Source organism: Streptomyces sp. ERV7, from assembly GCF_001653515.1.
In the GTDB taxonomy this organism is placed as follows: domain Bacteria; phylum Actinomycetota; class Actinomycetes; order Streptomycetales; family Streptomycetaceae; genus Streptomyces.
Map to the genome: position 1 here is coordinate 558,852 of NZ_LYOY01000040.1, position 24,235 is coordinate 583,086.

The window sequence follows — 24,235 nt, forward strand, 5'->3', positions numbered from 1 at the left end:
CTGGACGTGTGACCATAGGTGGGCCCACACCTGCACAGAGTGACCCAGCAGCCAGCGACACACGAGGCCAAGAGATCCGTGAACTTCACGCGTTGGAGCGCCCGGCTCCCCGGTACGCAGCGCCGCGCCGCCGCACGGACCGACCGGGGCTCCGTGCCCGCCGCACGCGGTGAGTCCGGGCCGGGGCCCGACACCTGGCCGGACGACGACGGGACGGACGGCCCGGCGGCGCCCGCCCTGGAGGAGCTGTCGGTGCGTCAGCTCCTCGGCCAGCTCCCGGCCCTCGCCGCCCTGGTGTACGGCCCGGAGCACCGTGTGGCGTACGTGAACGACGCCTACGCGACGACGTTCGGCCCCCGCCCCGTGGGCGCCCCCGCCGCCAAGGCCCTGCCCGAGCTGGACGAGCTCGGTCTGCTGCCCCTGATGGACCAGGTGCTGCGCAGCGGCAAGCCGCGTACGGTCAAGTCCCGCAAGGCCCAGGGCGGCGGGTCGTACACGGTCACCTGCACCCCGGTCGAGATCCCCGCGCGCGGGGAGGCGGGCGGCGGGGTGCTCGTCTTCGCCGCCGACGTCACCGACCACGCCGAGGCCGCCGAGCGGCTGCGCGCCAGTGAGCGGCGGCACCGCGAGACCGCCGTGACCCTCCAGCGCTCGCTCCTCCCGCAGGAGCTGGAGCAGCCCGACGACCTGCGGGTCGCCGCCACGTACCAGCCGGGCGGCACGGACGCGGCGGTCGGCGGCGACTGGTACGACGTGATCACCCTGGGCGCCGGGCGCACGGCGCTGGTGATCGGGGACGTGATGGGGCGCGGGGTCCGCGCGGCCGCCGTGATGGGTCAGCTGCGCACGGCCGTGCGGGCGTACGCACGCCTGGACCTGCCCCCGCACGAGGTGCTCCAGCTGCTCGACGGTCTGGCCGCCGAGATCGACGCCAGCCAGATCGCCACCTGCGTCTACGCGGTCCACGACCCCAATGAGGGCCGGCTCGACTACGCCTCGGCGGGCCACCTGCCCCTCCTCGTACGCCACGCCGACGGCAGCGTGCACCGCGCGGCGGACCCGACCGGGCCCCCGCTGGGCACCGGAGGCTGGCTGCACACCTCCGGCACCATCGCGCTGCCGCCCGGCGCGACCGCTGTCCTCTATACGGACGGTCTGGTCGAGCGCAGGGGAGAGGACATCGACGAGGGCGTCGCCGCCCTGGAGCGCGCGCTGTCCGGCGCGGTCGGCACCCCGCAGGTCGTCTGCGACCGGCTGATCCGCTCGCTCGGGGTGACCGCCGAGCACGACGACGACGTGGCGGTCCTGGTCCTCCAGCACCCGGCCCGCACCGGTCCCGACGCCGAGCTGTTCCACAACGCGGCGCTCGACCTGCTCGGCGGCGTGGAAGCCGCGCCACGCGCGCGTGCCTTCGCGTCCGGGGTCCTGGCCTCCTGGCGCTTCCCGGTCGAGCTGCGCGACCTGGGAGTCCTGGCGGCGAGCGAACTGGTGGCGAACTCGCTCCAGCACGGCACCCCGCCGATGCGGCTGCGGCTGCGCCGCACCGACCGCCGGCTGATCATCGAGGTGACGGACGGCGACGACCACCTGCCGCGCCGCCGCCGGGCCGAGCCCGGGGACGAGTCAGGACGAGGCATCTCGATCGTCGCCACGATCGCCTCGTCCTGGGGTTCGCGCCGCACGCCGGGCGGCGGCAAAGCGGTGTGGTGCGAGTTCGCCCTGCCGGGCTAGGCCGCCACCTGCTCCTGCTCGGCCTTGTGGACCGCGACCACGCGGGACGCGGCCGCCGCGTGCGCCGGGTGGTCCTGCGCGAGGGTGAGTCCCCGGCCCAGCCGCAGCGCGAGGGCGGTGATGCCGAGCGAGAACAGAATGAACGTCACGATGTACGGGCCGTGCAGCGTGGCCCCCATGGGCCCGCCCACGAACGGGCCGAGCGCCAGCGCCATCTGCTTGACCAGCGCGAACGCCGAGTTGTACTGACCGACCATCGCCTCCGGCGCCAGGTCCGCGACCAGCGGCGCCACGGTCGGCGACAGCATCGCCTCACCGAGCCCGAAGAGCGCGTACGTGGAGATGAACGCGGCGGTCGCCATGGTCTGGCTGCCGTGGCCGAGCCCCGCGTACCCGGCGAAGAGCCAGGCCACGGTCCAGATGAGCCCCACCGACGCGATGACGCGGCTGCGGCGGCGGCGCTCGACGAAGCGCAGTACCAGGAACTGGGCGACCACGATGACGGCGGTGTTGGCGGCCAGGGCCATGCCCAGGGCCGACGGCTCGATCCCCGCGGCCTCGGTGCCGTACGCCGCGAGACCCGACTCGAACTGGCCGTAGCAGGCGAAGAACAGCACGAAGCCGAGGACGCAGAGCTGGAGCATGGCGCGGTGTCCGAGGACGGCCCGGAAGCCGCTGCCGCTCTTGCCGCCCTTGGGGCGGGCGTCCGCGATGGCCGCGTTGCGCGGCAGCTTCACGGACAGCGCGATCGCGGCGAGGACCAGGAACATCGCGGCTTCGATGGCGAAGAGCAGGACGAAGGACGCCGGACGGCTCTCGTCGACGATCTGGCCGCCGAAGAGCCCGCCGATACCGAGCCCGAGGTTCTGCAGGAAGAACTGCGTGGCGAAGGCACGCGTACGGGAGGTCGGCGACGACGACCACACGATCATGGTGGCGAGTGCGGGCTGCATGACCGCGGTGCCCGCGCCGAGCAGGGCGGCCGACCCGAGGACGGCCACCAGGTTGTTCGCGAGCCCCAGGCAGAGCGCGCCCACGGCGGCCGTCACGGCGGCGCCGACCAGGACGGGCAGGGGACCGCGCCGGTCGATGACCCGGCCGGTGAAGAGCAGCGCGACCAGCGCGGCCAGGGCGAAGACGCCGAGGACGATCCCGGCCCAGAAGGAGCCGAGCCCTCGCACCGTCGCCACGTAGATGTACAGATACGGAACGGTGAACCCGAGTCCGAACGCGCTCAGCGCGTTCCCCGCCTGGATTCGGCGCATCGCCGCGCCCATCACCTTGGTCACACTCACCACCTTGAGGTCTCGAAGTGGAAGTCCTCGAACCTGAAGGTCTCAGGACCGAAGACTTCAATACTAAAGTTAGAACCTCAACAATACACACTCAAGGACTTAGACGCCAACGCCCCCCGTGCGATACTCGCGGCATGGCTGAGACCACCGAGCCCGGCGGGCCCACCGGTTCCACCGGCCCCGAGGAGCCGACCCTCGACGAACAGATCGCGGCGTACCAGCGCGAGTTCCGCGACCTCGACCCCCAGGTCGAGAAGGTCGTCTCGGCGCTGGGGCGGCTGAACCGACGGATGAACGTGGCGTACGGCCGCCAGGTCGCCGCGCTCGGCATCAGCAACGCCGAGTGGGAGGTCCTGAAGACCCTCGTCCTCGCGGGCAAGCCGTACCGGCTCGGCCCCGGCGAGCTGGCCAAGCGCCTCGGACTCACCCCCGCCGCCATGACCCACCGCATCGACCGCATGGCGGGCGAGGGCCTGGTCACGCGCGACCGGGACGAGAGCAACCGGGTGCGGGTCATCGTCGAGCTGACGGACGAGGGGCGTACGACGTCGCCGTCGACTGCGTACGCGCCCACAGCCCCGACCGCACCTACGGCGCTCAGGACGGCGGTGACCCCGACAACTCCGGCGACCCGGACAAGACTCCTCATGTGGCCCAAACTAGGCGCGGAACCCTCCGTCCCAGATCGGCCGTCCTGCCACCCCTCCCTCGGCTGAAAGAACCAGCCAGACGGCCCACGGACCGGGGTTGACACGCACTTGGCCCGTACGTAGTGTTCTCCGAGTTGTCCGACGTGAGCGCCGACTCCGGTCGGTCCCCGGACAGCCATTCCGCACCAACCACTTGATCCGAACGGCGATCACCGTCGTTTCGTTTTTCGTGCGCTTTTGCGAAATGAGGAATCCGCGTTCGACAGGGCGCAACCCCGATTGGCATCGGGGGCCAGGATTCCGCTAAAGTCTCACTCGTCGGAACGGCCCAACAGCCGGGAAGACAAACCGACTTGATCCGGGAGACCGGAAAGCAGGCCCGAAAGGATCTGATAGAGTCGGAACCGCCGGAAAGCCGAAAGGCCGGAAAGCGAATCCCGCCCGACTGGGAATCGGACACGAAAGAGTCTGATAGAGTCGGAAACGAAGGAAGCGCCCGGAGGGCCCGGAAACGGGAACAAAGGAAGCGTCCGTACCTTGAGAACTCAACAGCGTGCCAAAAGTCAACGCCAGATTGACAACCCCGGCCTGCCAGTGATGGCGGGTTGGAGGTTCCTTTGAAAAGTCCATCCGCTTGCGGGTGGCAACAACACAGCGAGGACGCTGAGGACGACTGGTCTTATTCCGACTGGTTCGTTCCGCTCTTTCGTGTGTGTGCACCGGATTACCGGTAAACATTCATGGAGAGTTTGATCCTGGCTCAGGACGAACGCTGGCGGCGTGCTTAACACATGCAAGTCGAACGATGAACCACTTCGGTGGGGATTAGTGGCGAACGGGTGAGTAACACGTGGGCAATCTGCCCTTCACTCTGGGACAAGCCCTGGAAACGGGGTCTAATACCGGATAATACTCCTGCCTGCATGGGCGGGGGTTGAAAGCTCCGGCGGTGAAGGATGAGCCCGCGGCCTATCAGCTTGTTGGTGGGGTAATGGCCTACCAAGGCGACGACGGGTAGCCGGCCTGAGAGGGCGACCGGCCACACTGGGACTGAGACCGGCTCGGCCCCGGCGAGCTGGCCAAGCGCCTCGGACTCACCCCCGCCGCCATGACCCACCGCATCGACCGCATGGCGGGCGAGGGCCTGGTCACGCGCGACCGGGACGAGAGCAACCGGGTGCGGGTCATCGTCGAGCTGACGGACGAGGGGCGTACGAAGTGGCTGGAGGCCATGCAGATGGCCACCGACTTCGAGGAGGACCTGCTCCAGGACCTCACTCCGGACGAGCGCGGGGCCCTCGGCGAGATGCTGATCCGCCTGCTGCGACGGGTGGAGCACGCCCAGCCGGACGCGGGCGGACGGCTCACTGACCTGGACTGACGGCCCATGAAATGGGTTGACAGGCCCGGGCCGACGGGGGTTGACACCACCCTCCCGGGTGCGTAAGGTTCTTCGAGTTGTCACGGAGCCGGAACGGTTCTGCGGCAACCGTCCGCCGCAGATTTGCGGCAACCCCATCTCAGTACGACCTCCCGATCGGGATGAATTTCGGCATGCCGAATTCCATTTCGAAGGGGGTTGGATGGATCGGCCGGCCCGATTAGGAGCCGCCCGGGAAATCCGCTAGAGTTTGGGACGTCGGAACGGCCCAACAGCCGGGAAGACAAACCGACTTGGGGAGGGGGGCCGCTTCTACGGCCGCGCCCTCCTCCGTACGTACCGTACGAGCCGGGCCCGTGACCGTACCCGCGTCCGCGGCCGGGCTCCACGCGCGCGTGCCCGCGTCCTCCATCACCGGCGGCGGCCCCGCCTGGGCCGGGCGCTGAGGCCGGATACCTCCACCCGGCCCCTCGCCCGGTGTCGCGGAGGCCGCCGCCCTGGCTCTCGCGCGTACCGCGCGCCAGCGCGACCAGGTGCCCAGGGCGAAGATGAACAGCACCAGGAGGACGAGCAGCTGGCCGATGAGCAGGCCCCAGAAGAGGCCGTAGCCGGAGAGCTGGGTGGCGGGGGTGTCCGGCCAGGCGGTCGGGAGGTCGTGCGGCGCCTGGACCAGTTGGTGCATGGCCTTCGGGGTGCGGGTGAACGTCACTGCGTCCGGCCAGGCGCCATGGCTGAACAGGCCTGCCAGGCCCGTGGCCGTCCAGACCAGGACGGTGAGGCCGAGCAGGAACGCGAGCAGCCCGATCAGCAGGGAGTCGGGGATGCCGCGCTCCTCGCCGCGGGAGCGGGACTCCGGCATGTCAGGCAACCTCCGGCGGGTCGGGGCAACGTGCGCGTGTCGGGGAACTTCCGGGGTGTGGGCGGCCGTTGATCCGGCAAGCCCCTCGTGGGGAGGGGCTTGCCGGACCGTCAGGCCACGGTCGACTCGGGCGAGGAGGTGCCGGACATTTGCTGTTCCATCAGCGCTGCCCTGCGCTCGCTCTCCGACTCCAGCCGGCTCTCCAGCTCATGGGCGAGTACGTCGTCGGTCGCCGCCGACTCCGTCATGGCCCGGTCGGTGAAGACCAGCGGCCGTTCCCGCTCGGTGACCAGGTGCTTGACCACCTGGACATTGCCGTTGACGTCCCAGACGGCGATACCGGGCGTGAGCGTCGGGATGATCTCGACCGCCCAGCGCGGCAGACCGAGGACCCGGCCCGTAGCCCTCGCCTCGTCCGCCTTCTGGGCGTAGATCGTCCTGGTCGACGCCATCTTCAGGATCGCCGCCGCCTCCCGCGCCGCCGCCCCGTCCACGACGTCCGACAGGTGGTGCACCACGGCCACGAAGGACAGCCCGAGGCGCCGGCCGAACTTGAGCAGCCGCTGGAAGAGCTGGGCCACGAACGGCGAGTTGATGATGTGCCAGGCCTCCTCCACCAGGAAGATGCGCTTCTTGCGGTCGGGCCGGATCCAGGTGTGCTCCAGCCACACGCCGACGATCGCCATCAGGATCGGCATCGCGATCGAGTTGCGGTCGATGTGCGAGAGGTCGAAGACGATCAGCGGGGCGTCCAGGTCGATGCCGACGGTGGTCGGTCCGTCGAACATGCCCCGCAGGTCGCCGTCGACCAGCCGGTCCAGGACCAGCGCCACGTCCAGGCCCCAGGCCCGGACATCGTCTATGTCGACGTTCATGGCGACCGCCGAGGCCGCCTCGGGGTGGCGCAGCTGCTCCACGATGTCGGTGAGGACGGGCTGCCGGCCGGTAATGGTCTCGTTCACGTAGGCGTGCGCGACCTTCAGGGCGAAGCCCGACCGCTCGTCCAGGCCGTGCCCCATCGCCACCTCGATGATGGTGCGCAGCAGCGCCAGCTGGCCCGTGGTGGTGATCGCCGGGTCCAGCGGGTTGAGCCGGATGCCGCCGTCGAGAGCGGCCATCGGGTCGAGCCGGATGGGGGTTATCCCCAGCTCGCGCGCGATGAGGTTCCATTCGCCGGCGCCGTCCTCGCCCTGGGCGTCGAGCACCACGACCTGGCGGTCGCGGAACCGCAGCTGGCGCAGCACATAGGTCTTCTCCAGGGCCGACTTGCCGTTGCCGGACTCGCCGAGGACCAGCCAGTGCGGCGCGGGCAGCTGCTGGCCGTACAGCTGGAAGGGGTCGTAGATGTATCCCTTGCCGCTGTAGACCTCGCGGCCGATGATCACGCCCGAGTCGCCCAGGCCCGGCGCGGCCGTCGGCAGATAGACGGCCTGCGCCTGGCCGGTGGAGGTGCGCACGGGCAGCCGGGTGGTCTCCACCTTCCCGAAGAGGAAGGAGGTGAAGGCGTTGGTGAGCGCGGAGAGCGGATCTCGCATGAGCAGGCCCCAATCAGCTCTCGGCTAGCGGCGGATGCCGGTCGCGAACGGCAAGGTGTTGACGAAGGCCCGGTGGTGCTCGCGGTCGCACCACTCCAGCTTCAGGTACGACTTGCCGGCCGAGGCGCGGATGGTGCGCTTGTCCCTCGCCAGCGCCTCGGGAGAGCGCGCCGACACGGTGATGTACCCGACGAGGTTGACGCCTGCCGCGCCACTGGCGAGATCTTCACCCCGTTGGTCGAGGCGGCCGTGGGCCGCGATGTCGCGCGGGTCGACGGTCCGGTTCATCTTGGCCGCGCGCGAGGCCTCGGCCTCGTCGTTGGTCTTCTCGGTGAGCATGCGCTCGATGGCGACCTCGGTGGGTTCGAGGTCCATGCAGACCGCGACCGTACGGATCACGTCCGGGGTGTGGACGAGCAGCGGGGCGAGGAAGTTGACGCCCACGGGGGTCATCGGCCACTCCTTCACCCACGCCGTGGCGTGGCACCAGGGCGCGCGCGTGGAGGACTCGCGGGTCTTGGCCTGGAGATAGGTGGGCTCGACCGCGTCCAGCTCGGCGGGCCAGGCGTTGCGCTTGGTCATGGCCTGGATGTGGTCGATGGGGTGGTCCGGGTCGTACATGGAGTGCACGAGCGAGGCGAGCCGTCCCTGGCCGAGCGGCTGGCGCACCCGGATGTCGGCCTCGGCGAGCCGGGCGCAGATGTCGGTGAGCTCGCGGGCCATCACGACGGCGAGCCCGGCGTCGCGGTCGATCTTGCGGCCGGGCTGGGGGCGGGCGGCGCGGGCCATGGCGTGCGCCTCGGCGGCCAGCTCGCGCGAGTACTGCATACAGGCGACGAGATACGCGCGGTGCTGCTCGCTCGATGTCGACACCATCGACTGGAGCTGCTGGTAGGACTCCTGGAGCCAGTCGGGGGAACCGTGGTCACCGCGCTGGGCGACGTCCTTGGCGTGGGCGTCCGGGTCGGCGGGCAGGGTGCGGGCGAGCATCTGGAGGCGGGTGACGAACCCGTCGCCGTTGGCGACGTGCTTGAGCAGCGTGCCGAACCGGTCGACCAGGGCCTCCTGATCCTCGCTGTCCCGCAGCCCGACGCCGGGGCCCTCGATCTCGATGGCGGCGGTCACGGTCCGGCGGTCGGCGTGCAGCAGTACGGCGATCTCGTCGGGGCCGAAGGGCGCGGCCAGCCAGCTGATCCGGCCGATGCCGGGCGGCGGCCCGACCTCGACCTCGCGCCCGTCACCGCGTACGCCCGCCTCCATGGCGGCGGAGCGGTAGGTGGTGCCGCGGCGCAGTGAGCGCTTGTAGCTTCGGTTGATCTCGAACCACTTGTAGAACGTGCGGTGTTTGTACGGGAGGTACACCGCGGCGAGCGCCAGCATGGGGAAGCCCATGAGCAGCACGATCCGCAGGGACAGGACGGGGACCAGCAGTCCGCACATCATGCCGAGGAACGCGCCGCCGATGATCAGCGCGATCTCGCCGGTCTCGCGGTTCTTGCCGACGATGGCCGACGGCCTGGCCCGGCCGATCAGATACGTGCGGCGGGGCGAGACCGGTTGGGACTGGGTCGTCAACGCCCTCCACCTCCTGTGCTGTTGTTGCCTTTGTTGCCGGTGTTGCGGCTGCTGTGCGGGGTGCCGCTGGTGGGTCCGGATCCGCTACGGGGCGGTGGTGCGGCGGAGGGGACATGTCCGCCGCCGCCACCGCCGCCGGAGGAGCCCCGGCTGCTGTGGGCGGCCACGCCGCCGGACATCGGGTTGGCGGGCCGGGGCTGGGCGCCGTTGTTCTGGTTGCCCCGGCTGCTGTGGGTCTTGATGCCCTGGGAGACGAGGGCGGCCGGGGAGGAGATCACGGCGGCCGCCTGGGAGCCGTCGGTGGCCTGCTTGCGGTTGGTGCGGGCGGCGGCGATCTCGTCGCCGAAGCCGGGCACGAAGCGGTAGATCATCGCGGAGGCGAAGATGGCCAGCAGGATGATGGCGAGGCCGGAGACGACGGCCTGGAAGGAATCCGGCCCCTTCCCGGCGGAGAGGGCCCCCGCCAGGCTCAGCACGATCACGATGATGGGCTTCACCAGGATGATCGCGATCATGATCCCGGCCCAGCGGCGGACGTGGCCCCACATGTTCTTGTCGACGAGTCCCGAGTACACGACGACGCCGAGCAGCGCTCCCACGTACAGCAGGAGGGCGCGGATGTAGAGCTCCAGGAAGAGGATGCCGGCCGCGAGGATGGTGACCAGGGAGACGACGATCAGCATGATCGGGCCGCCGCCGATGTCCGTGCCCTTCTTCAGCGCGGCCGAGAACGACCCGAAGAAGACGTCGGTCTGGTCGCCGGTGCCGGCGGCGATGACGTCGGTGACGGCGTCGGTGGCGTTGACGACGGTGTAGAGGATCAGCGGGGTGAAGGCGGACGCGAGCACGGTCAGCCAGAGGAACCCGACGGCCTCGGAGATCGCGGTGGTCAGCGGTACCCCGCGAATCGCCCGCTTGGTGACGGCGAGCAGCCACAGGACGAGCGTGAGGATGGTGGCGGCGGCGAAGACGACGGCGTAGCGGCCGAGGAAGGCGGGGTTGGTGAAGTCCACCTTGGCGGCGGTCTTCACGAATTTCGACAGCGTGTCGACGACCCAGACGGCGGCGTCGGCGCAGCCGCGGGCGAGGGAGGTGAGGGGGTCGGCGGGGTCGCCGGGGGCGACGTTGTTGGTCGAGGTGCCGGGCTTGCCGCTGCCCGACTCGCAGTAGTCCTTGGCAGGACCGCGGATGAGGTCGCAGGGCCCGCCGGTGCTGCTGCTCCCGGGGCTCGGCGTAGGGCTCGGGGTGGGGCTCGGTACCGCGTACGCGTATGTGGCGGCCAGGACGGCCGTGGTCTGCACGGCGGTCAGCGCCGTGGCGAGCGGGAGGGCACGGCGGGGCCGCTTACCGGGCATAGGTGAACCCTCCGTACTGCTCGACGGCGTCGGCCATGTCCTTGGCCGTCGCGGCGGCCTGGTCGCGCCCGACGGGCGCCGGGCCGTCCTTCTGCGTGAAGTCGGTGACCTTCCAGTCGTTGCCGATCCACTTCAGCTGGAAGGTGTTGGTGTACCAGCCCTCGGAGACCGGGTTCTTCGAGCCCTCGCCGGCGAGGCCGAACAGGGCCGAGTACCAGACGGACACGCTCGCGGTGTCGGTGCCGTACGCCTCCACCTTGGAGCCGACCGGGTTGAACCGGGAGATGAAGGTCAGCCCGTTCGGGGCGGTGCCGTCCGGCTTGAGACCGATCCGGGCGAGGAACTCCGCCCCGGAGTAGGCCTTGTCGAGGTCGCCCTGGCGGGCCGCCGCCACGTCCGGCGCGTACACCGTGCTCACGATCTCGTGACGGCGGGACAGGTTGTACATGCCGTCCGAGCCGAGCGCCACGACGTAGTTCGCCGCTGCCGACTGCGCGCCCTGTTCCGTCTGGGGGAAGCCGGTCGCGATGCCGCCCGTCTTGCCCTGCACCGGCTTCGCCCCGCTCGCCGCCGTCGGCTTTGTGCCTGAGTGTTTGGGGTCGTCCGAGGCTTCGTCTCCGCCGCTGTCGCCGCGGTTGGCGAAGGCGATCGCGGCGACGAGGAGGACCACCACGCCGACGACCGTGAGCAGGGAGCGCGAGGCGCGGACGGGGCGGCGGGCGCCGCCGTACACGTCGGCGCCCTCGCCCTCCGGCAGCCGGGTGCGCGTCTGGCGCGTACCGCCCACGGTGCTGTACGCGTCCTCCGTGCGCCTGGAGTCGTGCTCGTCGCCGAGGCTCATGCCGCGTACGCCCCCTCAACCCTTCGCTGGTCCGTCGTGTAGTACGACGGTAGCCGTGCTGGTTCCCGCGCGGGCGCGGTGTGGTGACTCGACATCAGGGAGACGCAACCTCAGCCGGTGGGCACGACGGACGGATGGTGTGGGGGCGGGCCCACTGAACGGCCGGAATTGTGGTGGCTGGAATTCGTTCCTCGCCGTCCCTCCCGCCTCTCCCCGTTCACCACCGCGTCACGCACCACCCCCGTAATGAAGGAGTTGTCTGTACAACAGTTGGCTGTACAACCTCGCCCCTCATGGAGCCCTCGTGACGACCGCCCCCCGTATCCGCACCACCGGCATCGCCCTCGCCCTCACCGCCGCCTCCGTCCTCACGCTCGCCGCCTGTGGGGCGAAGAGCGACGCCAAGAACGTCGACTCGAAGGGGAAGGGCGGGGTGTCCCTCGCCGCCGCCGGGTCCGCCGAGGAGGCCGGCGGGATGGACGCCCTCGTCGCCGCCGCCAAGAAGGAAGGCGTGCTCAACGCCATCGCCATCCCCCGGGACTGGGCCAACTACGGCGCCCTCATCGACGGGTTCACCAAGAGGTACGGCATCAAGGTCGCCGTCGAGAACCCCGACGGGACCAGCCAGGACGAGATCAACGCCGTCAGGACCCGCAAGGGCCAGGACCGCGCCCCGGACGTCCTCGACCTCGGTGCCTCCTTCGCGCAGAGCGCGGCCCAGCAGGGGCTGACCGCGCCGTACAAGGTCGCGGCGTACGGCAGGATCGCCGAGGGGCAGAAGGACGCGAAGGCCCGGTGGTTCAACGACTACGGCGGCTACGTCTCCATCGGCTGCGACGCCAAGCGCGTCAAGGAGTGCCCGCAGACCTTCGCCGATCTGCTGAAGCCCCAGTACAAGGGGCAGGTCGCGCTCAACGGCAACCCCACCAAGTCGGGTTCGGCCTTCGCCGGCGTCTACGCCGCCGCCCTCGCCTCCGGAGGATCCTTCGACGACATCCAGCCAGGGCTCGACTTCTTCGGGAAGCTGAAGAAGAACGGGAACTACAACCCCGTCGAGTCCACCCCGGCCACCGTCGAGAAGGGCGAGACCCCGATCTCCCTCGACTGGGACTACCTCAACGCCGGGTACGGCGAGGAGTTCAAGAGCAAGGGGCTGGACTGGAAGGTCGCCGTCCCCAGTGATGGCGTGTACGCGCAGTACTACTCCCAGGCCATCAACAAGGACGCCCCGCACCCCGCCGCCGCCCGGCTGTGGCAGGAGTACCTCTACTCCGCCGAGGGGCAGAACCTGTGGCTGAAGGGGCACGCCCGCCCCGCCCTCATGGCCGCCATGGAGGCCGACGGGACGCTCGACAAGGCCGCCGCCGCCGCGCTGCCCAAGGTCGCGGGCACGCCGAAGTTCCCCTCCGAGGCGCAGACCGCCAAGGCCAAGCAGGTTCTCGCGGCCGGCTGGGCCAAGGCGATCTCGGGCTGATCGATCCATGACCTCCTCCCTCCTCACCTCCTCGTCGGGGGCCGCCGCCACGCAAGACGTGCGCGGCTCCCGGCGGCGGGGCCCCAGGGCCTCCGGGCCCTGGCTCGCCGCCCTGCCGCTGCTCGCCTTCGTGGCCCTCGCCTTCGGGCTCCCCGCCGTCGCCATGGCCGACGGGGCGTTCACCGTGAACGGCTCGTACGGACTCGGCAACCTCGACCAGTCCGTGCACGGCGCCTACCGCACCGCGCTCCTCGGCAGCCTCAAGCTGGCGGCCGTCACCGCGGCCATCGGCTCGGTGCTCGGGCTGCTGCTCGCCCAGGCCGTCGTCACCTCGCGCGGCCGGGCGCTGCGCGAGGCCGTGCTCACCGCGTCCGGTGTGCTCGCCAACTTCGGCGGTGTGCCGCTGGCGTTCGCGTTCGTCGCCACCCTCGGCAACGCCGGAGTGCTCACCACCCGGCTCGGGCTCGACCGGCACGGGTGGAGCCTCTACAGCTTCTGGGGGCTCACCCTCACCTATCTGTACTTCCTGGTCCCGCTGATGGTGCTGACCGTGGCGCCCGCGCTCGACGGGCTGCGGCCGCAGTGGCGCGAGGCCGCGCTCAACTCCGGTGCCAGCACCTGGCAGTACTGGCGGCACGTGGGCATCCCGGTGCTGCTGCCGACCCTGCTCGGCGGGTTCGTGCTGCTCTTCGGCAGCGCCTTCGCCGCGTACGCCACGGCCGCCGCGATGGTCGGCAGCTCGGTGCCGCTGGTGACGCTGCAGATCGCGGACGCGCTCTCCGGCAACGTCCTGATCGGCCAGGAGAACGTGGCCCTCGCGCTCAGCCTCGACATGGTCCTGGTCGCGGGTCTCGTCATGGCCGTCCATCTGCCGTTGCAGCGAAGGAGCGCCCGATGGCTCGCCTGACGCCCCGTCCGATCCCGGCCGGGGTGCGCCCCTGGCGCGGTGTCGTCCTCGGCGCCGCGGGACTGTACTTCCTGGTTCCGCTGGCCGCCGCGCTGGTCTTCACCGTGGACGTACCCGGTCAGGGGCTCACCCTCGACTCGTACACCCAGATCTTCTCGGCCGACGGGTTCACCACCGCGCTGCTGCTCTCCCTCGGGCTGGGGCTCACGACCGTCGCCCTCGCGCTGCTCCTGACGCTCCCGGCCGCGCTCGCGGTGCGGATCTCGGGCTCGGGGCGGCTGCGGGCGGTGCTCGAAGTGGTCTGCACCCTGCCGCTGGTGGTGCCGCCGGTCGCGCTGGTCGCCGGGATCGGCACGGTCCTGAAGTGGGGGCCCGACCATCTCGCCACCACTCCGCTGTACGAGACGTTCGTCGCCGTGCAGGACCCGGACTTCCCGGTCGTGCTCGTGCTGGCGTACGTGGTGATGGCGCTGCCGTTCGTCTACCGCTCGCTGGAGGCGGGGCTGCGGGCCGTCGACGTCCGTACGCTCGTCGAGGCCGCGCGCGACCTGGGCGCCTCCTGGCCCCGGGCGATCGTCTCGGTGGTGCTGCCCAATCTGCGGACCGCGCTGCTCAACGCCTCGTTCCTGGCGCTGGCGCTGGTCCTCGGCGAGTTCACGGTGGCGCAGTTGCTCGGGTTCCGGCCGTTCGCGGTGTGGATCGTGCAGGCGTCCGGCTCCAACGCCCAGTTGTCCGTGGCCGTCTCGCTGCTCAGCCTGGTGCTGACCTGGGTGCTGCTGCTCGTCCTGACCGGCCTGGCCGGCACCCGCTCGCGTACCCCTGTCCGCAAGAACCGCAAGAACGAGAAGGAGGCCGGCGCGTGACCCTCACCGAAGCCGCTCCGCGTACCGGAACCGCCCTGAGGATCCGGGGGCTGCGCCGCACCTTCGGCTCCGCCGTCGCGCTCGACGGGCTCGACCTCGATGTCGCGCCCGGTGAACTCCTGGCCCTGCTCGGCCCGTCGGGCTGCGGCAAGACCACGGCGCTGCGGGTGCTCGCGGGCTTCGAGAAGCCCGACTCCGGTCAGGTGCTGCTGGACGGCGAGGACATCGTGCCGGTCCCGGCCAACCGGCGCGACACCGGGATGGTCTTCCAGTCGTACAGCCTCTTCCCGCATCTGACCGCCGCCGACAACGTGGCGTTCGGGATGCGGATGCGCAAGGTCGCCCCGGCCGAACGGCGGGCGCGCGCGGCCGAGTTGCTGGAGCTGGTGGGCCTGCCCGAACACGGCGGGCGCTTCCCGCACCAGCTCTCCGGCGGCCAGCAGCAGCGGGTGGCACTGGCCCGGGCGCTCGCCCTGCGGCCCCGGCTGCTGCTGCTGGACGAGCCGCTCTCGGCGCTCGACGCCCAGGTGCGGGTGAATCTGCGCGAGGAGATCCGGCGGCTCCAGCTGGAGCTCGGGATCACCACCGTGTTCGTCACGCACGACCAGGAGGAGGCCCTGTCGATGGCCGACCGGGTCGCGGTGATGCGCGGCGGACGGCTGGAGCAGTGCGCCACCCCGGCCGAGTTGTACGACCGTCCGGCGACCGCGTTCGTGGCGTCCTTCATCGGCACCATGAACCGGATCCCGGGCCGCCTCGCGCCGGACGGGCAGGCCGAGGTCCTGGGCGTCACGCTTCCCGTGGACGGTCCGGCGGCCGGTGCCACCGCGTTCCTGGTGCGCCCCGAGGCGCTGGAGGTGACGGCGGACGGCCCCGACGTGGTGACCGGCAGCGCCTTCCACGGCGCCAGCACCCGGCTGCGCGTCCGTCTCGCGGACGGCACCGAGGTCAAGGCCGACCTGCCCTCGCACACGGCGGGCGCGTTCGGCGCGGGCGCGGCCGTCACCGTACGGCCGCGGCGGCGTCCGGTGCTCGCGGCGGGTGAGGAGGCGTGAGCGGGCTGCGGGCGGTGCTCTTCGACATGGACGGCACGCTGGTCGACACCGAGCGGGCCTGGGTCGAGGTCGTCGAACAGGTCGCGGCCCGGCACGGGTACGCGCTGGTGGGCGCCGGGCGGACAGCGGTGTACGGGCGGTCCGTCGAGGACACCGCCACCATGCTGTACGAGTCGCTCGGGGTCCGGCAGGACGCGCTGGCAGCCGAGTTGGGCGACGGGTTCGCCGCGCGGCTCGCCGACGGGGCCGAGCCCCGGCCGGGCGCGCTGCGGCTGCTGTCGGCGCTGCGCGGCGAAGGGGTGCCGACCGCGCTGGTGTCGGCGTCCCCGAGGGCGGTCGTCGACCGGGTCGCGGCCTCCCTGGCCGGGCACCGCTTCGACGCGGTGTACGGCGCTGAGGACACCGCACGGACCAAGCCCGCGCCCGATCCGTATCTGGCGGCGGCCGCGGCGCTCGGCGCGGAGCCTTCGCACTGCGTGGCCGTCGAGGACACGGTGACGGGGGTGACCTCGGCCGAGGCCGCGGGGTGCGCGGTGCTCGCGGTGCCGTCGATGGAACCCATCGCGCCCGCGGCGGGCCGAACGGTGCTGGCTAGTCTGGAGGAAGCGGATCCGGCGTTGCTCCGCTCGCTGATCGGCGCTCGCTAGCAGGCAGTTGACGGGGACGGGGACGGGAACGAGATGGCAGGCAAGGCGCCGCTGTACCGGAAGGTGGCCGGCGATCTGCGGGCGGCCATCACCGCCGGGGAGTACGGGTCGGGGGCACGGCTGCCCGCCGAGGACGAACTCGCCCGTACCTACGGCGTGTCCAGGGGCACGGTCCGCCAGGCGCTGGCCGCGCTGCGCACCGACGGTCTGGTCACCTCGCGGCGCGGGGCGCGGCGGGTGGTGCTCGGCGGCGGGGCGCGGCTCCAGAGCTTCGAGGAGCTGCGGTCGTTCGCGCGCTGGGCGCGCTCGCAGGGCGAGGAGCCGGGCGGCCGGACGGTCGCGGTGGGCCCGGGCGGGGCGACCGAGGAGGAGGCGTACCACCTGCGACTCCCGGTCGGGGAGCGGATCTTCCGGGTACTGCGGGTCCGTACGCTGTCCGGGTCCCCGGTGATGGTGGAGCGCACCACCTATCCGGAGCGCGTGGGTGAGCTGGTCGCGACGATGGACCCGGGCCTCGCCTCGCACGCCGACGCGCTGGAGGCGCACGGCGTGCTGTTCAGCGACGCCCTGCACACGATCGACGTGGTCCCGGCAGACGCCGCCGACGCGGAGCTGCTCGGCTGCCGGGCCGGTGACGGCCTGCTGCGCGAGCGCCGCCGCTCCACCGATCCGGCGGGCCTGCCGGTGGAGTGGTCCCAGGACCGCTATCTGCCGGGCACGGTGGCGTTCACCGTACGCAACTCCTCGGGGTCCAGGGCGATGGGCAGGAGCCTCAACGGCTCGTGAGGCTCCTGCCCGGTCCGGTGGCCAGTCGGGTCAGCAGCCGAAGTCGACCAGGTCGAAGGTCGCGTAGTGGTCCGAGGTGTAGTAGTCCTCGTCGGCCTGCCGCCCGGTGACGATACGGCGGGCGCCGCGCGTCGGGGAGCCCGGCGTCTTCACGGTGTACTCGTGGTAGTAGCCGCCGGACTGCGACGGGAGCACATGCTCGCGGTTGGAGAAGACGACGCCGTCCTGCGAGTACGGGAACGGGCCGCCGTTGTCGATGAGCCGCAGCGTGTCGTGCGCCTGCGAGGGCAGCTCGGAGGAGCAGATGCTGCCGACGCTCTGAACGGAGGCGGTGGACGCGGTGGCCTCGACCGCGGTCGGGCCGAGGAGCAGGGCGGCGGCCACCGTCGCGATCGCGCCGAGCGTGGTGATGCGTGGGGGGATTCTCATGCGGATCATGATGACGCGCGTAGACCGGCGGCCGTCAACGCCAATTCCGTTGAATTTCCCACGAGTTAACCTGCGGCACCCACCCGTAACGAAAGCGTCTGCCGCTCTTTGCTCTTATGGACAGAATTTGGCCATTCTTTCGTTTCGGCTAACTAAAGGCCTTGCTACTCTCCCCGCCATGGACCACGGACTCGCTGCCGACCGCGTCAAGGCGGTCGAAGACCTTCTCTCCGTGACCCGCGAACACAGCGGCGTCACGGTGATGTTCCACACCGCGGTAGCCGAAAGGCAAGGCCTGGGAGCCTCCGAGACCAAGACGCTCGATCTGCTCGAACGGTTCGGTCCGCTCACCGCCAAGGAGCTCTCCCAGCACACCGGCCTCGCCCCCGCCTCCGTGACGGGCCTGGTCGACCGACTGGAGGCCAAGGGTTTCGTCCGGCGCGCCAAGCACCCCACCGACAAGCGGCGCGTACTCATCGAGATCCGCTGGGAGAACATCGACGGCCTGAAGCGGTTCTTCGTGGACTGGTCCCATCAAGTGGCCGAGTTCTGCGAGGAGTTCACGACCGAGGAGCTCGGTACCGTGGTCCGCTTCCTGGCCGGGAACAGCACCCTCCAGCGCGAGGCGGCGGCGCGGCTGGGCCCGTAACCGCCCCCTCCCGGGGCGTCGGGGGCGCCCGCGCAGTCGGGCAAGCCGTCGGGCCGGACCTCGCCGAGCACTCCGGCCGGCTCCGGGGGAGCGGCGCAGCCGCCGAGGTACATCGAGAACAACCGTGTCTCGCGCGACTACTGGACGCTGTCCAAGGACCCCGTCACCGCCTCGCACGGGATCGGTGAGTGCCACACGATCGGCGGCGAGGGGAATACGCCGGCCGAGTTCCAGACGGCGGTCGAGGACTCTGCCGAGCAGGATCTCCCGTACGTCACGAGGAAGGCGAAGATCGTGATGCGGATGAAGTACGCCGAGCTGAAGAACACCAGGCCCGACCCGTACTACATCTCGGTCGGGGTGAAGCCGCCGCACGAGATCGACCCCGACACGGGCAAGCCCTTCGTGGATCTCAAGATGGAGAACAAGACCGTCGGCTACACCAGCAAGCCGGTGGACATCTACAGCAAGTGGAAGTCCGGCGAGTTCATCGAGCTGACGTATCCGGACGACTTCACGAGTCACTTCGGGGGCAAGACCGACGAGGCCATCCCGGTCGCCAACGACCCGGGGGACTGGACGGTCGTCTTCTACCACGTCAAAGGCGGCCCCACGGACTACGCGAGCATCGCGTGTTCTGGCTTCCGAGTGAAGTAGGCGGTGAACCGGGCCCGGATGGGGGAGGGTTGAGGGGTGCGTAAATTCCTGGTGGCCGGAGGCATCGCGACAGGGGCGGGTGTGGGCTTCGTCGCCCTGCTCGTCGTGGGCACGTACTCGGCGGCGGCCGGGCTGAACTCCGGGCTCGGCGCGGGCAAGTCGGTAGGGCTGGCCAAGGGCGCGGTGCCCGCCCTGTACCAGCCGATGGTGCAGAAGTGGGGGAACCTGTGTCCCGCGCTCAACCCGGCCATGCTCGCGGCGCAGTTGTACCAGGAGAGCGGCTGGGACCCGACGGCCAAGAGTCCGGCCGACGCGCGCGGCATCGCACAGTTCATCCCCGGCACCTGGGCCACGCACGGGATCGACGGCAACGGTGACGGCAAGAAGAACATCTGGGACCCGGCCGACGCGATCCCGTCCGCCGCCTCCTACGACTGCGAACTGGCCGGATACGTCAAGAACGTGCCGGGGGACCAGAGCAGCAACATGCTCGCCGCGTACAACGCGGGGTCGTACGCGGTCATCAAGTACGGGGGCGTGCCGCCGTACAAGGAGACCCAGGGCTACGTGAAAACCATCCGCACCCTGGAGAAGAGCTTCGCCCGCCCCACCACCCGGGTCGCCCCCTCCCAGCAGGCCGCGGGGGCCATCTACTACGCGCAGCAGAAGCTCGGTACGCCCTATCTCTGGGGTGGGGAGGGGACCGCCGCGCAAGGGGGGCGGTTCGACTGTTCGGGGCTCACCCAGGCCGCCTACGCCAGTGTCGGGATCGAGTTGCCGCGGGTCGCCAACGACCAGTACAACGCCGGCCCGCACCCCTCCCGGGGCGAGCTCCTCCCGGGTGATCTCGTCTTCTTCTCCGACGACCTCACCAACTCCCGCGCCATCCACCACGTCGGGATGTACGTCGGCGGCGGGTACATGATCAACGCCCCGTACACCGGCGCCGTCATCCGCTTCGACAAGATCGACGCGCCGGACTACTTCGGTGCCACCCGGGTCACCAAGGACGGCGCCGCCGCGTTGCCGACCTTCAAGCCGGGTACATGACCGGCGGTACGAGGTGGCCGGATCTCGTCGGCACTCTCCGTCAGGTCATGGCCCTGAGCTGCGACGATGAGTCTCTCTTCGATAACGTCGTGGTGATCATTCCGTGGAGAGTGGAACGCGAGGGCCGTTCAGGCCGTTCAGTGGACAGTGACCGCAGGAGTACTGACCACGGGGGTTGGTAGCTACACGCACAGGCAAGGGGCCTCGGCATGGCTGGACTCGCGCTCGACGGGTCGAACCTGGACGTCAGCCTGCTCTACGACATCAACGGACTCGCCGGTTCCGCCCCCACGTGGTTCGACCGCGTGATGGAGTTCGTCGGCGAGTACGGCATCCTGCTCGCCCTCGTCCTCGTCGTGCTCCGCTGCTGGTGGAGCCTGCGGCGAGGGGAGGACCGCGAGAGCGCCCTGGCGTCCGTCGCGGCCCTCGTCTGGGCGCCGCTCGCCGCCGGGATCGCGCTGCTCGTCAACATCCCCATCAGGGGATTCGTGGAGCGGCCCCGGCCCTTCCTGTCCCACAAGGGGCTCGACGTCCTGGTCGACGGCAAGACGGACTACTCCTTCGTGAGCGACCACGCCACGATGGCGATGGCGATCGGGGCCGGACTCTTCGTCGCCCACCGCAAGTTCGGGCTGCTCGCCATCGGGCTCGCGCTCGCCGAGGGCTTCTGCCGGGTCTACATGGGCGTGCACTACCCCACCGACGTGGTCGGCGGCTTCGCCCTGGGCACCGCCGTCACCCTGCTGCTCGCGCCGCTCGCGCTGATGCTGCTGACCCCGCTGGTGTCGACGGTGGCCCGCTCGCCCCGCCTCGGCCGTCTCGTACGGTCGCGGCGCGCCGGCCAGTCCTCGCTGCGGCTCGCCGTGGAGCTGCCCGACCCCCGTGACCCCCGGTCAGGGGCGGGGACGGGAGCGGGGCCCGGCGAGAACGACCTGGCGGCGTAGGCCCGTTCGGCCGGGTCGGCGGCGGCTCACAGTGCCTGGGGGAAGTCGAACAGGCGCGTCGGGTCGTACCGGCGCTTGAGCTGGGCGAGCCGGGGCGCGGCATCGCCGTAGTACGCCCTGCGCCAGTCCTTCAGCTCCGGGTCGGCGTAGTTCTGGTAGGCGGCCCCGTTCGTGTACCGGCTCAGTGCGTCATGGGTGGAATTCAGCCATGCCCGCTGGGGCGTTCCGGAGGTGCCGGGGCGCCAGGAGGCGATGTACTGCGCGAGCACCCGCGAGCGGCGGTGCACGAACGCCGTCGCCGTCGGGGAGACCCGGTTCAGCGCCCCGCCGAGCGCCGTGAGCGCCACGCTGCCCGCCCCGCCGCCCTGTCCCACCGGCACGCTCCCGAAGGCCTCGGTCCTGGTGAGCAGGGCCCGTACGCCGTCGGCGGGGAGCGCCCGGTCGAAGAACGCGGACCGGGCCGCGTACGTCTCGCGCTGGAGCGCGCCCTGCGGGGTGCGGCCGGGGGTGGTGCCCGGGAGGTGGCACTGCGCCTCGGAGAGGGCGGCGCACCCGGCGTAGGTGAGCATCGCGTCGGTGTAGCCGTGGCGGCGCAGCGAGACGGAGGAGGCGGGGGCGCCGACCCGGTCGGCGAGGCGGTCCACGGCGTTCTGGAGGTCGTCGTAGGAGCCCAGCGAGAAAGCGGAGACGGCGACCGTGGGGGCCGCCCCCGCCTTCGCGCCGCCCGCGGCGGCCGCGAGATGGGCGGCGGACCAGATCTCGTCGTCCTGGTCGGGGCCCCACTCCTGCCAGGCCTCGATCACGGCCCGCGCCCTCGCCCAGGGCCAGTTCAGATACGCGGTGACGGTCCGCGGGGCGTCGTGCGTATCGAAGGTGAGCTCGGTGACCACGCCGAAGTTGCCGTTGCCCGCGCCGCGCAGGGCCCAGAAGAGGTCGCTCTCGCGGTCGGCGTCGGCGGTGAGCCGTCTGCCGTCGGCGGTGATCAGGGTCGCGGAGGTGAGGCTGTCGCAGGTCGCCCCGTACGCGCGCGTGGCGACGCCGTGGCCGCCGCCGAGGGTGAGCCCGGTGACGCCGACGGTGGGGCAGGAGCCGCCGGGGACCGTACGGCCGTTCCTGCCCAGGGCGAGGTAGACGTCGAGCAGCCGGGCGCCCGCGCCGACCGTGGCGGTGGCGCCGTCGGCCCGGACGCGGTTCAGCCTGGAGACGTCCAGGACGAGGCGCCCGGTGCCGGAGGACCACCCGGCGTACGAGTGGCCGCCGCTCCGCAGGGCGACCGGGGTGCGGTGGGCGCGGGCGAAGGCCAGGCACTCCTGGACGTCGGAGTCGTTCGCCACGTACGCGACGGCGGCCGGGCGCAGGCCGTCGAAACGGGTGTTGTAGAGCTGGCGCGCGGTCGGGTACCCGGCGTCGCCGGGGCGTACCAGGGACCCGGCCAGCGACCGGGCCAGGGCGGTCCAGGCGGCCGGGGAGGCGCCGGTGGAGGGCCGCCCGGTGGCCGTGGGCGCCCCGGGGGACGTGGAGGGCTGGTCGCGGGCGGCGCCGGAGGTGCAGGCGGACGCCGTGGCGGCGAGGGCGGCACCCGCGGCCCCCGCGGCGAGAAGGGAACGCCGGTCCATGCGGGGACGTCTTCCCGGACGACCCGGTGCCGAACCGTCCCTCCTGGACGCGGTGGACAGGCCCTAGACCGCCGACTCGTGCTGCTCCGCGTCCCCTCTCGCCTTGTCGCGGGAGCGGCGGGCGGGGCCGGTCCAGCCGCAGCTGCAGCGGGCGTGGGCGAAGCTGCCGCGTTCCGTGGTGGTGGTGCGGTGCTCAGGAGCCGGGGCTTGGTGGGACACGCCGCCACGGTACCCAGCGCCGGGCGCGGGCGTGACCGGGGTGGGGACGCGGTCGTTAAGCCCTATCTCCCCGCCCTGACCTGCGCATTCTCCCCGACTGGCGAGAAATCCCGGCACTTGTTCCGGCCACATCCGTCAGTCACACAATTTGCCGGGCCTGTGGACAAACACCGGTCTCCGATGCCTCATGGGATGGTGAAGGCTGCGATCAATCGGGGGTCGAGCCCCGAACCACCGCCCGGCACGCGCATTCTCGTCGTCGGCGGCGGCTACGTGGGGATGTACACGGCGCTGCGTCTGCAGCGCGAGCTCAAGGCGCAGTTGCGCGACGGCCGGGTGGGGATCACCGTCATCACCCCGGACCCGTACATGACGTACCAGCCGTTCCTGCCGGAGGCGGCGGCCGGATCCATCTCGCCCCGTCACGTCGTCGTACCGCTGCGCCGCGTCCTGGACCGCTGCCACATCGTCATCGGCGAGGCCCGGCGCATCGACCACGCCGCGCGGACCGCGACGGTGACCACCCTCGCCACCGAGGAGGAGGGCACCGGCCCGGTCGAGATCGGCTACGACGAGCTGGTCCTCGCCCCCGGATCGGTCTCCCGCACGCTCCCGGTCCCGGGCCTGGCCGACTACGCCATCGGCTTCAAGACCGTCGAAGAGGCCATCGGCCTGCGCAACCACGTCATCGAGCAGATGGACATCGCCTCCTCCACCCGCGACCCCGCCGTCCGCGACGCGGCCCTCACCTTCGTCTTCGTCGGCGGCGGCTACGCGGGCGTGGAGGCGCTCGCCGAGCTGGAGGACATGGCCCGCTACACCGCGCGGTACTACCACAACATCAAGCCCGAGGACCTGAAGTGGATCCTCGTGGAGGCCAGCGACCGCATCCTGCCCGAGGTCGGCGAGGAGATGGGCAAGTACGCCATCCGGGAGCTGCGCGGCCGCAACATCGACGTACGCCTCCAGACGCGCCTCGACTCCTGCGAGAACCGGGTCGCGGTGCTCAGCGACGGCGCCCGCTTCCCCACCCGTACGGTCGTGTGGACCGCCGGGGTCAAGCCCGCGCCCGTCCTCGCCGCCACCGATCTGCCGCTCAACGAACGCGGCCGCCTCAAGTGCACCGCCAAGCTCCAGGTGGAGGGCGTCGAGCACGCCTGGGCGGCCGGGGACGCCGCCGCCGTACCGGACGTCACGGCCGACGAGAAGGACAAGGAGTGCGCGCCCAACGCCCAGCACGCGGTGCGCCAGGCCAAGGCACTCGCCGAGAACATCGCCGCGTCCGTCGACGGACGGCCCCTGCGCGAGTACGCGCACAAGTACGTGGGATCGGTCGCCTCCCTCGGCCTCCACAAGGGCGTCGCCCATGTCTACGGCCGCAAGCTCAAGGGCTACCCGGCCTGGTTCATGCACCGCGCCTACCATCTGAGCCGCGTCCCCACCTTCAACCGCAAGGCGCGCGTGCTCGCCGAGTGGACGCTCGCGGGCCTGTTCAAACGGGAGATCGTCTCGCTCGGATCGCTGGAGCACCCCCGCGCCGAATTCGAGCTCGCGGCGGGCGGCCGCCCGGCCGGGCGGGGTCCCGAACCCGGCCCCAAGGGGCCCGGCGGCAAGGAGAACTGACGGTTGTCAGTGCGGTCCGTCACACTGGACGTGTGACCATAGGTGGGCCCACACCTGCACAGAGTGACCCAGCAGCCAGCGACACACGAGGCCA

The 24,235-nt window shown here is 71.2% G+C and carries 22 protein-coding genes, 1 pseudogene and 1 other annotated feature; of the genes and pseudogenes, 14 read left to right on the forward strand and 9 right to left on the reverse strand.

Features of this window, described 5'->3' with window-relative positions; all coding sequences use genetic code 11:
* Positions 1 to 78: 78 nt before the first annotated feature.
* On the forward strand, positions 79 to 1,731 hold the full coding sequence (locus tag A8W25_RS17070; protein WP_067162395.1) for an ATP-binding SpoIIE family protein phosphatase: 1,653 nt from the start codon (positions 79 to 81) through the stop codon (positions 1,729 to 1,731).
* Here A8W25_RS17070 and A8W25_RS17075 read toward each other — a convergent pair.
* A complete protein-coding gene (locus tag A8W25_RS17075; RefSeq protein ID WP_199831794.1) occupies positions 1,728 to 3,008 on the reverse strand; it encodes an MFS transporter in 1,281 nt (426 codons plus the stop codon). The two genes, A8W25_RS17070 and A8W25_RS17075, sit on opposite strands and share 4 nt — an antisense overlap.
* 152 nt (positions 3,009 to 3,160) lie before the next feature.
* Between A8W25_RS17075 and A8W25_RS17080 the strand changes: the two genes are divergently transcribed.
* Positions 3,161 to 3,742 carry a MarR family transcriptional regulator gene (locus A8W25_RS17080; protein ID WP_324616224.1) on the forward strand — a complete coding sequence of 194 codons (582 nt, stop codon included), beginning with the start codon at positions 3,161 to 3,163 and terminating at the stop codon, positions 3,740 to 3,742.
* A gap of 724 nt (positions 3,743 to 4,466) precedes the next feature.
* Positions 4,467 to 4,754: a sequence feature (16S ribosomal RNA rRNA prediction is too short), on the forward strand.
* On the forward strand, positions 4,752 to 5,057 hold the full coding sequence (locus tag A8W25_RS17085) for a MarR family winged helix-turn-helix transcriptional regulator (RefSeq protein WP_267890387.1): 306 nt from the start codon (positions 4,752 to 4,754) through the stop codon (positions 5,055 to 5,057). It overlaps the preceding feature by 3 nt.
* A 492-nt stretch (positions 5,058 to 5,549) precedes the next feature.
* On the opposite strand, the pseudogene A8W25_RS32475 reads toward A8W25_RS17085, so the two are convergent.
* The 5 genes and pseudogenes from A8W25_RS32475 to A8W25_RS17110 form a co-directional block, all read right to left on the reverse strand.
* Positions 5,550 to 5,916: pseudogene (locus A8W25_RS32475) on the reverse strand (type VI secretion protein); the annotation flags it as partial.
* 110 nt (positions 5,917 to 6,026) lie between these two features.
* Positions 6,027 to 7,451, reverse strand: coding sequence for an ATP-binding protein (locus A8W25_RS17095; protein WP_067162401.1), 1,425 nt, complete (start codon positions 7,449 to 7,451; stop codon positions 6,027 to 6,029).
* 24 nt (positions 7,452 to 7,475) lie between these two features.
* Positions 7,476 to 9,026 (reverse strand): SCO6880 family protein, encoded by a 1,551-nt coding sequence (locus tag A8W25_RS17100; protein WP_067162402.1) that lies wholly within the window; start codon positions 9,024 to 9,026, stop codon positions 7,476 to 7,478.
* Positions 9,023 to 10,381 (reverse strand): hypothetical protein, encoded by a 1,359-nt coding sequence (locus tag A8W25_RS17105; RefSeq protein WP_199831768.1) that lies wholly within the window; start codon positions 10,379 to 10,381, stop codon positions 9,023 to 9,025. Before A8W25_RS17105 ends, A8W25_RS17100 begins: the two co-directional genes overlap by 4 nt.
* Entirely contained in the window at positions 10,371 to 11,222 is an 852-nt protein-coding gene (locus tag A8W25_RS17110; protein ID WP_067162404.1) for a hypothetical protein, read from the reverse strand. Before A8W25_RS17110 ends, A8W25_RS17105 begins: the two co-directional genes overlap by 11 nt.
* Positions 11,223 to 11,544: 322 nt before the next feature.
* Here A8W25_RS17110 and A8W25_RS17115 point away from each other — a divergent pair, with 322 nt between their 5' ends.
* The 6 genes from A8W25_RS17115 to A8W25_RS17140 are packed head-to-tail and all read left to right on the forward strand — an operon-like array spanning position 11,545 to position 16,954.
* Complete coding sequence (locus tag A8W25_RS17115; protein WP_067164161.1) at positions 11,545 to 12,696, forward strand: ABC transporter substrate-binding protein; 1,152 nt, start codon at positions 11,545 to 11,547, stop codon at positions 12,694 to 12,696.
* Between the two features lie 7 nt (positions 12,697 to 12,703).
* Positions 12,704 to 13,603, forward strand: coding sequence for an ABC transporter permease (locus A8W25_RS17120; protein WP_067162405.1), 900 nt, complete (start codon positions 12,704 to 12,706; stop codon positions 13,601 to 13,603).
* Positions 13,591 to 14,466 (forward strand): ABC transporter permease, encoded by an 876-nt coding sequence (locus A8W25_RS17125; protein ID WP_067162407.1) that lies wholly within the window; start codon positions 13,591 to 13,593, stop codon positions 14,464 to 14,466. The genes A8W25_RS17120 and A8W25_RS17125 overlap by 13 nt, the downstream gene beginning before the upstream one ends.
* On the forward strand, positions 14,463 to 15,521 hold the full coding sequence (locus tag A8W25_RS17130) for an ABC transporter ATP-binding protein (protein ID WP_067162409.1): 1,059 nt from the start codon (positions 14,463 to 14,465) through the stop codon (positions 15,519 to 15,521). The genes A8W25_RS17125 and A8W25_RS17130 overlap by 4 nt, the downstream gene beginning before the upstream one ends.
* Positions 15,518 to 16,168 (forward strand): HAD family hydrolase, encoded by a 651-nt coding sequence (locus A8W25_RS17135; RefSeq protein WP_067162411.1) that lies wholly within the window; start codon positions 15,518 to 15,520, stop codon positions 16,166 to 16,168. Before A8W25_RS17130 ends, A8W25_RS17135 begins: the two co-directional genes overlap by 4 nt.
* 33 nt (positions 16,169 to 16,201) lie before the next feature.
* Positions 16,202 to 16,954, forward strand: a complete 753-nt coding sequence (locus A8W25_RS17140; RefSeq protein WP_067162413.1) for a GntR family transcriptional regulator — start codon at positions 16,202 to 16,204, stop codon at positions 16,952 to 16,954.
* A gap of 30 nt (positions 16,955 to 16,984) precedes the next feature.
* Here the strand turns inward: A8W25_RS17140 and A8W25_RS17145 are convergent, their stop codons facing one another.
* Positions 16,985 to 17,383, reverse strand: a complete 399-nt coding sequence (locus tag A8W25_RS17145; RefSeq protein ID WP_067162415.1) for a ribonuclease domain-containing protein — start codon at positions 17,381 to 17,383, stop codon at positions 16,985 to 16,987.
* A gap of 178 nt (positions 17,384 to 17,561) precedes the next feature.
* On the opposite strand from A8W25_RS17145, the gene A8W25_RS17150 reads away from it, so the two are divergent.
* The 4 genes from A8W25_RS17150 to A8W25_RS17170 all read left to right on the forward strand — a co-directional run bounded on the left by A8W25_RS17150 (position 17,562) and on the right by A8W25_RS17170 (position 20,683).
* Positions 17,562 to 18,032, forward strand: coding sequence for a MarR family transcriptional regulator (locus A8W25_RS17150; RefSeq protein ID WP_067162417.1), 471 nt, complete (start codon positions 17,562 to 17,564; stop codon positions 18,030 to 18,032).
* Positions 18,033 to 18,326: 294 nt separating this feature from the next.
* On the forward strand, positions 18,327 to 18,689 hold the full coding sequence (locus A8W25_RS17160; protein ID WP_158942583.1) for a hypothetical protein: 363 nt from the start codon (positions 18,327 to 18,329) through the stop codon (positions 18,687 to 18,689).
* A 36-nt stretch (positions 18,690 to 18,725) separates the two neighbouring features.
* Entirely contained in the window at positions 18,726 to 19,739 is a 1,014-nt protein-coding gene (locus tag A8W25_RS17165) for a bifunctional lytic transglycosylase/C40 family peptidase (protein ID WP_234386482.1), read from the forward strand.
* Positions 19,740 to 19,948: 209 nt separating this feature from the next.
* On the forward strand, positions 19,949 to 20,683 hold the full coding sequence (locus A8W25_RS17170; RefSeq protein ID WP_067162425.1) for a phosphatase PAP2 family protein: 735 nt from the start codon (positions 19,949 to 19,951) through the stop codon (positions 20,681 to 20,683).
* Between the two features lie 26 nt (positions 20,684 to 20,709).
* Here A8W25_RS17170 and A8W25_RS17175 read toward each other — a convergent pair whose 3' ends face one another.
* Together A8W25_RS17175 and A8W25_RS34415 are read right to left on the reverse strand one after the other, a co-directional pair.
* On the reverse strand, positions 20,710 to 22,299 hold the full coding sequence (locus A8W25_RS17175) for an FAD-binding oxidoreductase (protein ID WP_067162428.1): 1,590 nt from the start codon (positions 22,297 to 22,299) through the stop codon (positions 20,710 to 20,712).
* Between the two features lie 63 nt (positions 22,300 to 22,362).
* Positions 22,363 to 22,518, reverse strand: a complete 156-nt coding sequence (locus tag A8W25_RS34415; protein WP_199831769.1) for a hypothetical protein — start codon at positions 22,516 to 22,518, stop codon at positions 22,363 to 22,365.
* Between the two features lie 192 nt (positions 22,519 to 22,710).
* On the opposite strand from A8W25_RS34415, the gene A8W25_RS17180 reads away from it, so the two are divergent.
* Positions 22,711 to 24,141, forward strand: a complete 1,431-nt coding sequence (locus tag A8W25_RS17180; protein WP_067162393.1) for an NAD(P)/FAD-dependent oxidoreductase — start codon at positions 22,711 to 22,713, stop codon at positions 24,139 to 24,141.
* Positions 24,142 to 24,235: the final 94 nt, after the last annotated feature.

Excerpts from the sequence above, each read along its gene's own strand:
- A8W25_RS17075 (WP_199831794.1), bottom strand. The coding sequence starts at position 3,008 with ATGGGCGCGGCGATGCGCCGAATCCAGGCGGGGAACGCGCTGAGCGCG.
- A8W25_RS17145 (WP_067162415.1), bottom strand. The coding sequence starts at position 17,383 with ATGAGAATCCCCCCACGCATCACCACGCTCGGCGCGATCGCGACGGTG.
- A8W25_RS17125 (WP_067162407.1), top strand. The coding sequence starts at position 13,591 with ATGGCTCGCCTGACGCCCCGTCCGATCCCGGCCGGGGTGCGCCCCTGG.
- A8W25_RS17150 (WP_067162417.1), top strand. The coding sequence starts at position 17,562 with ATGGACCACGGACTCGCTGCCGACCGCGTCAAGGCGGTCGAAGACCTT.
- A8W25_RS17170 (WP_067162425.1), top strand. The coding sequence starts at position 19,949 with ATGGCTGGACTCGCGCTCGACGGGTCGAACCTGGACGTCAGCCTGCTC.
- A8W25_RS17095 (WP_067162401.1), bottom strand. The coding sequence starts at position 7,451 with ATGCGAGATCCGCTCTCCGCGCTCACCAACGCCTTCACCTCCTTCCTC.
- A8W25_RS17175 (WP_067162428.1), bottom strand. The coding sequence starts at position 22,299 with ATGGACCGGCGTTCCCTTCTCGCCGCGGGGGCCGCGGGTGCCGCCCTC.
- A8W25_RS17180 (WP_067162393.1), top strand. The coding sequence starts at position 22,711 with ATGGTGAAGGCTGCGATCAATCGGGGGTCGAGCCCCGAACCACCGCCC.
- A8W25_RS17080 (WP_324616224.1), top strand. The coding sequence starts at position 3,161 with ATGGCTGAGACCACCGAGCCCGGCGGGCCCACCGGTTCCACCGGCCCC.
- A8W25_RS17120 (WP_067162405.1), top strand. The coding sequence starts at position 12,704 with ATGACCTCCTCCCTCCTCACCTCCTCGTCGGGGGCCGCCGCCACGCAA.
- A8W25_RS17105 (WP_199831768.1), bottom strand. The coding sequence starts at position 10,381 with ATGCCCGGTAAGCGGCCCCGCCGTGCCCTCCCGCTCGCCACGGCGCTG.
- A8W25_RS17140 (WP_067162413.1), top strand. The coding sequence starts at position 16,202 with ATGGCAGGCAAGGCGCCGCTGTACCGGAAGGTGGCCGGCGATCTGCGG.
- A8W25_RS17110 (WP_067162404.1), bottom strand. The coding sequence starts at position 11,222 with ATGAGCCTCGGCGACGAGCACGACTCCAGGCGCACGGAGGACGCGTAC.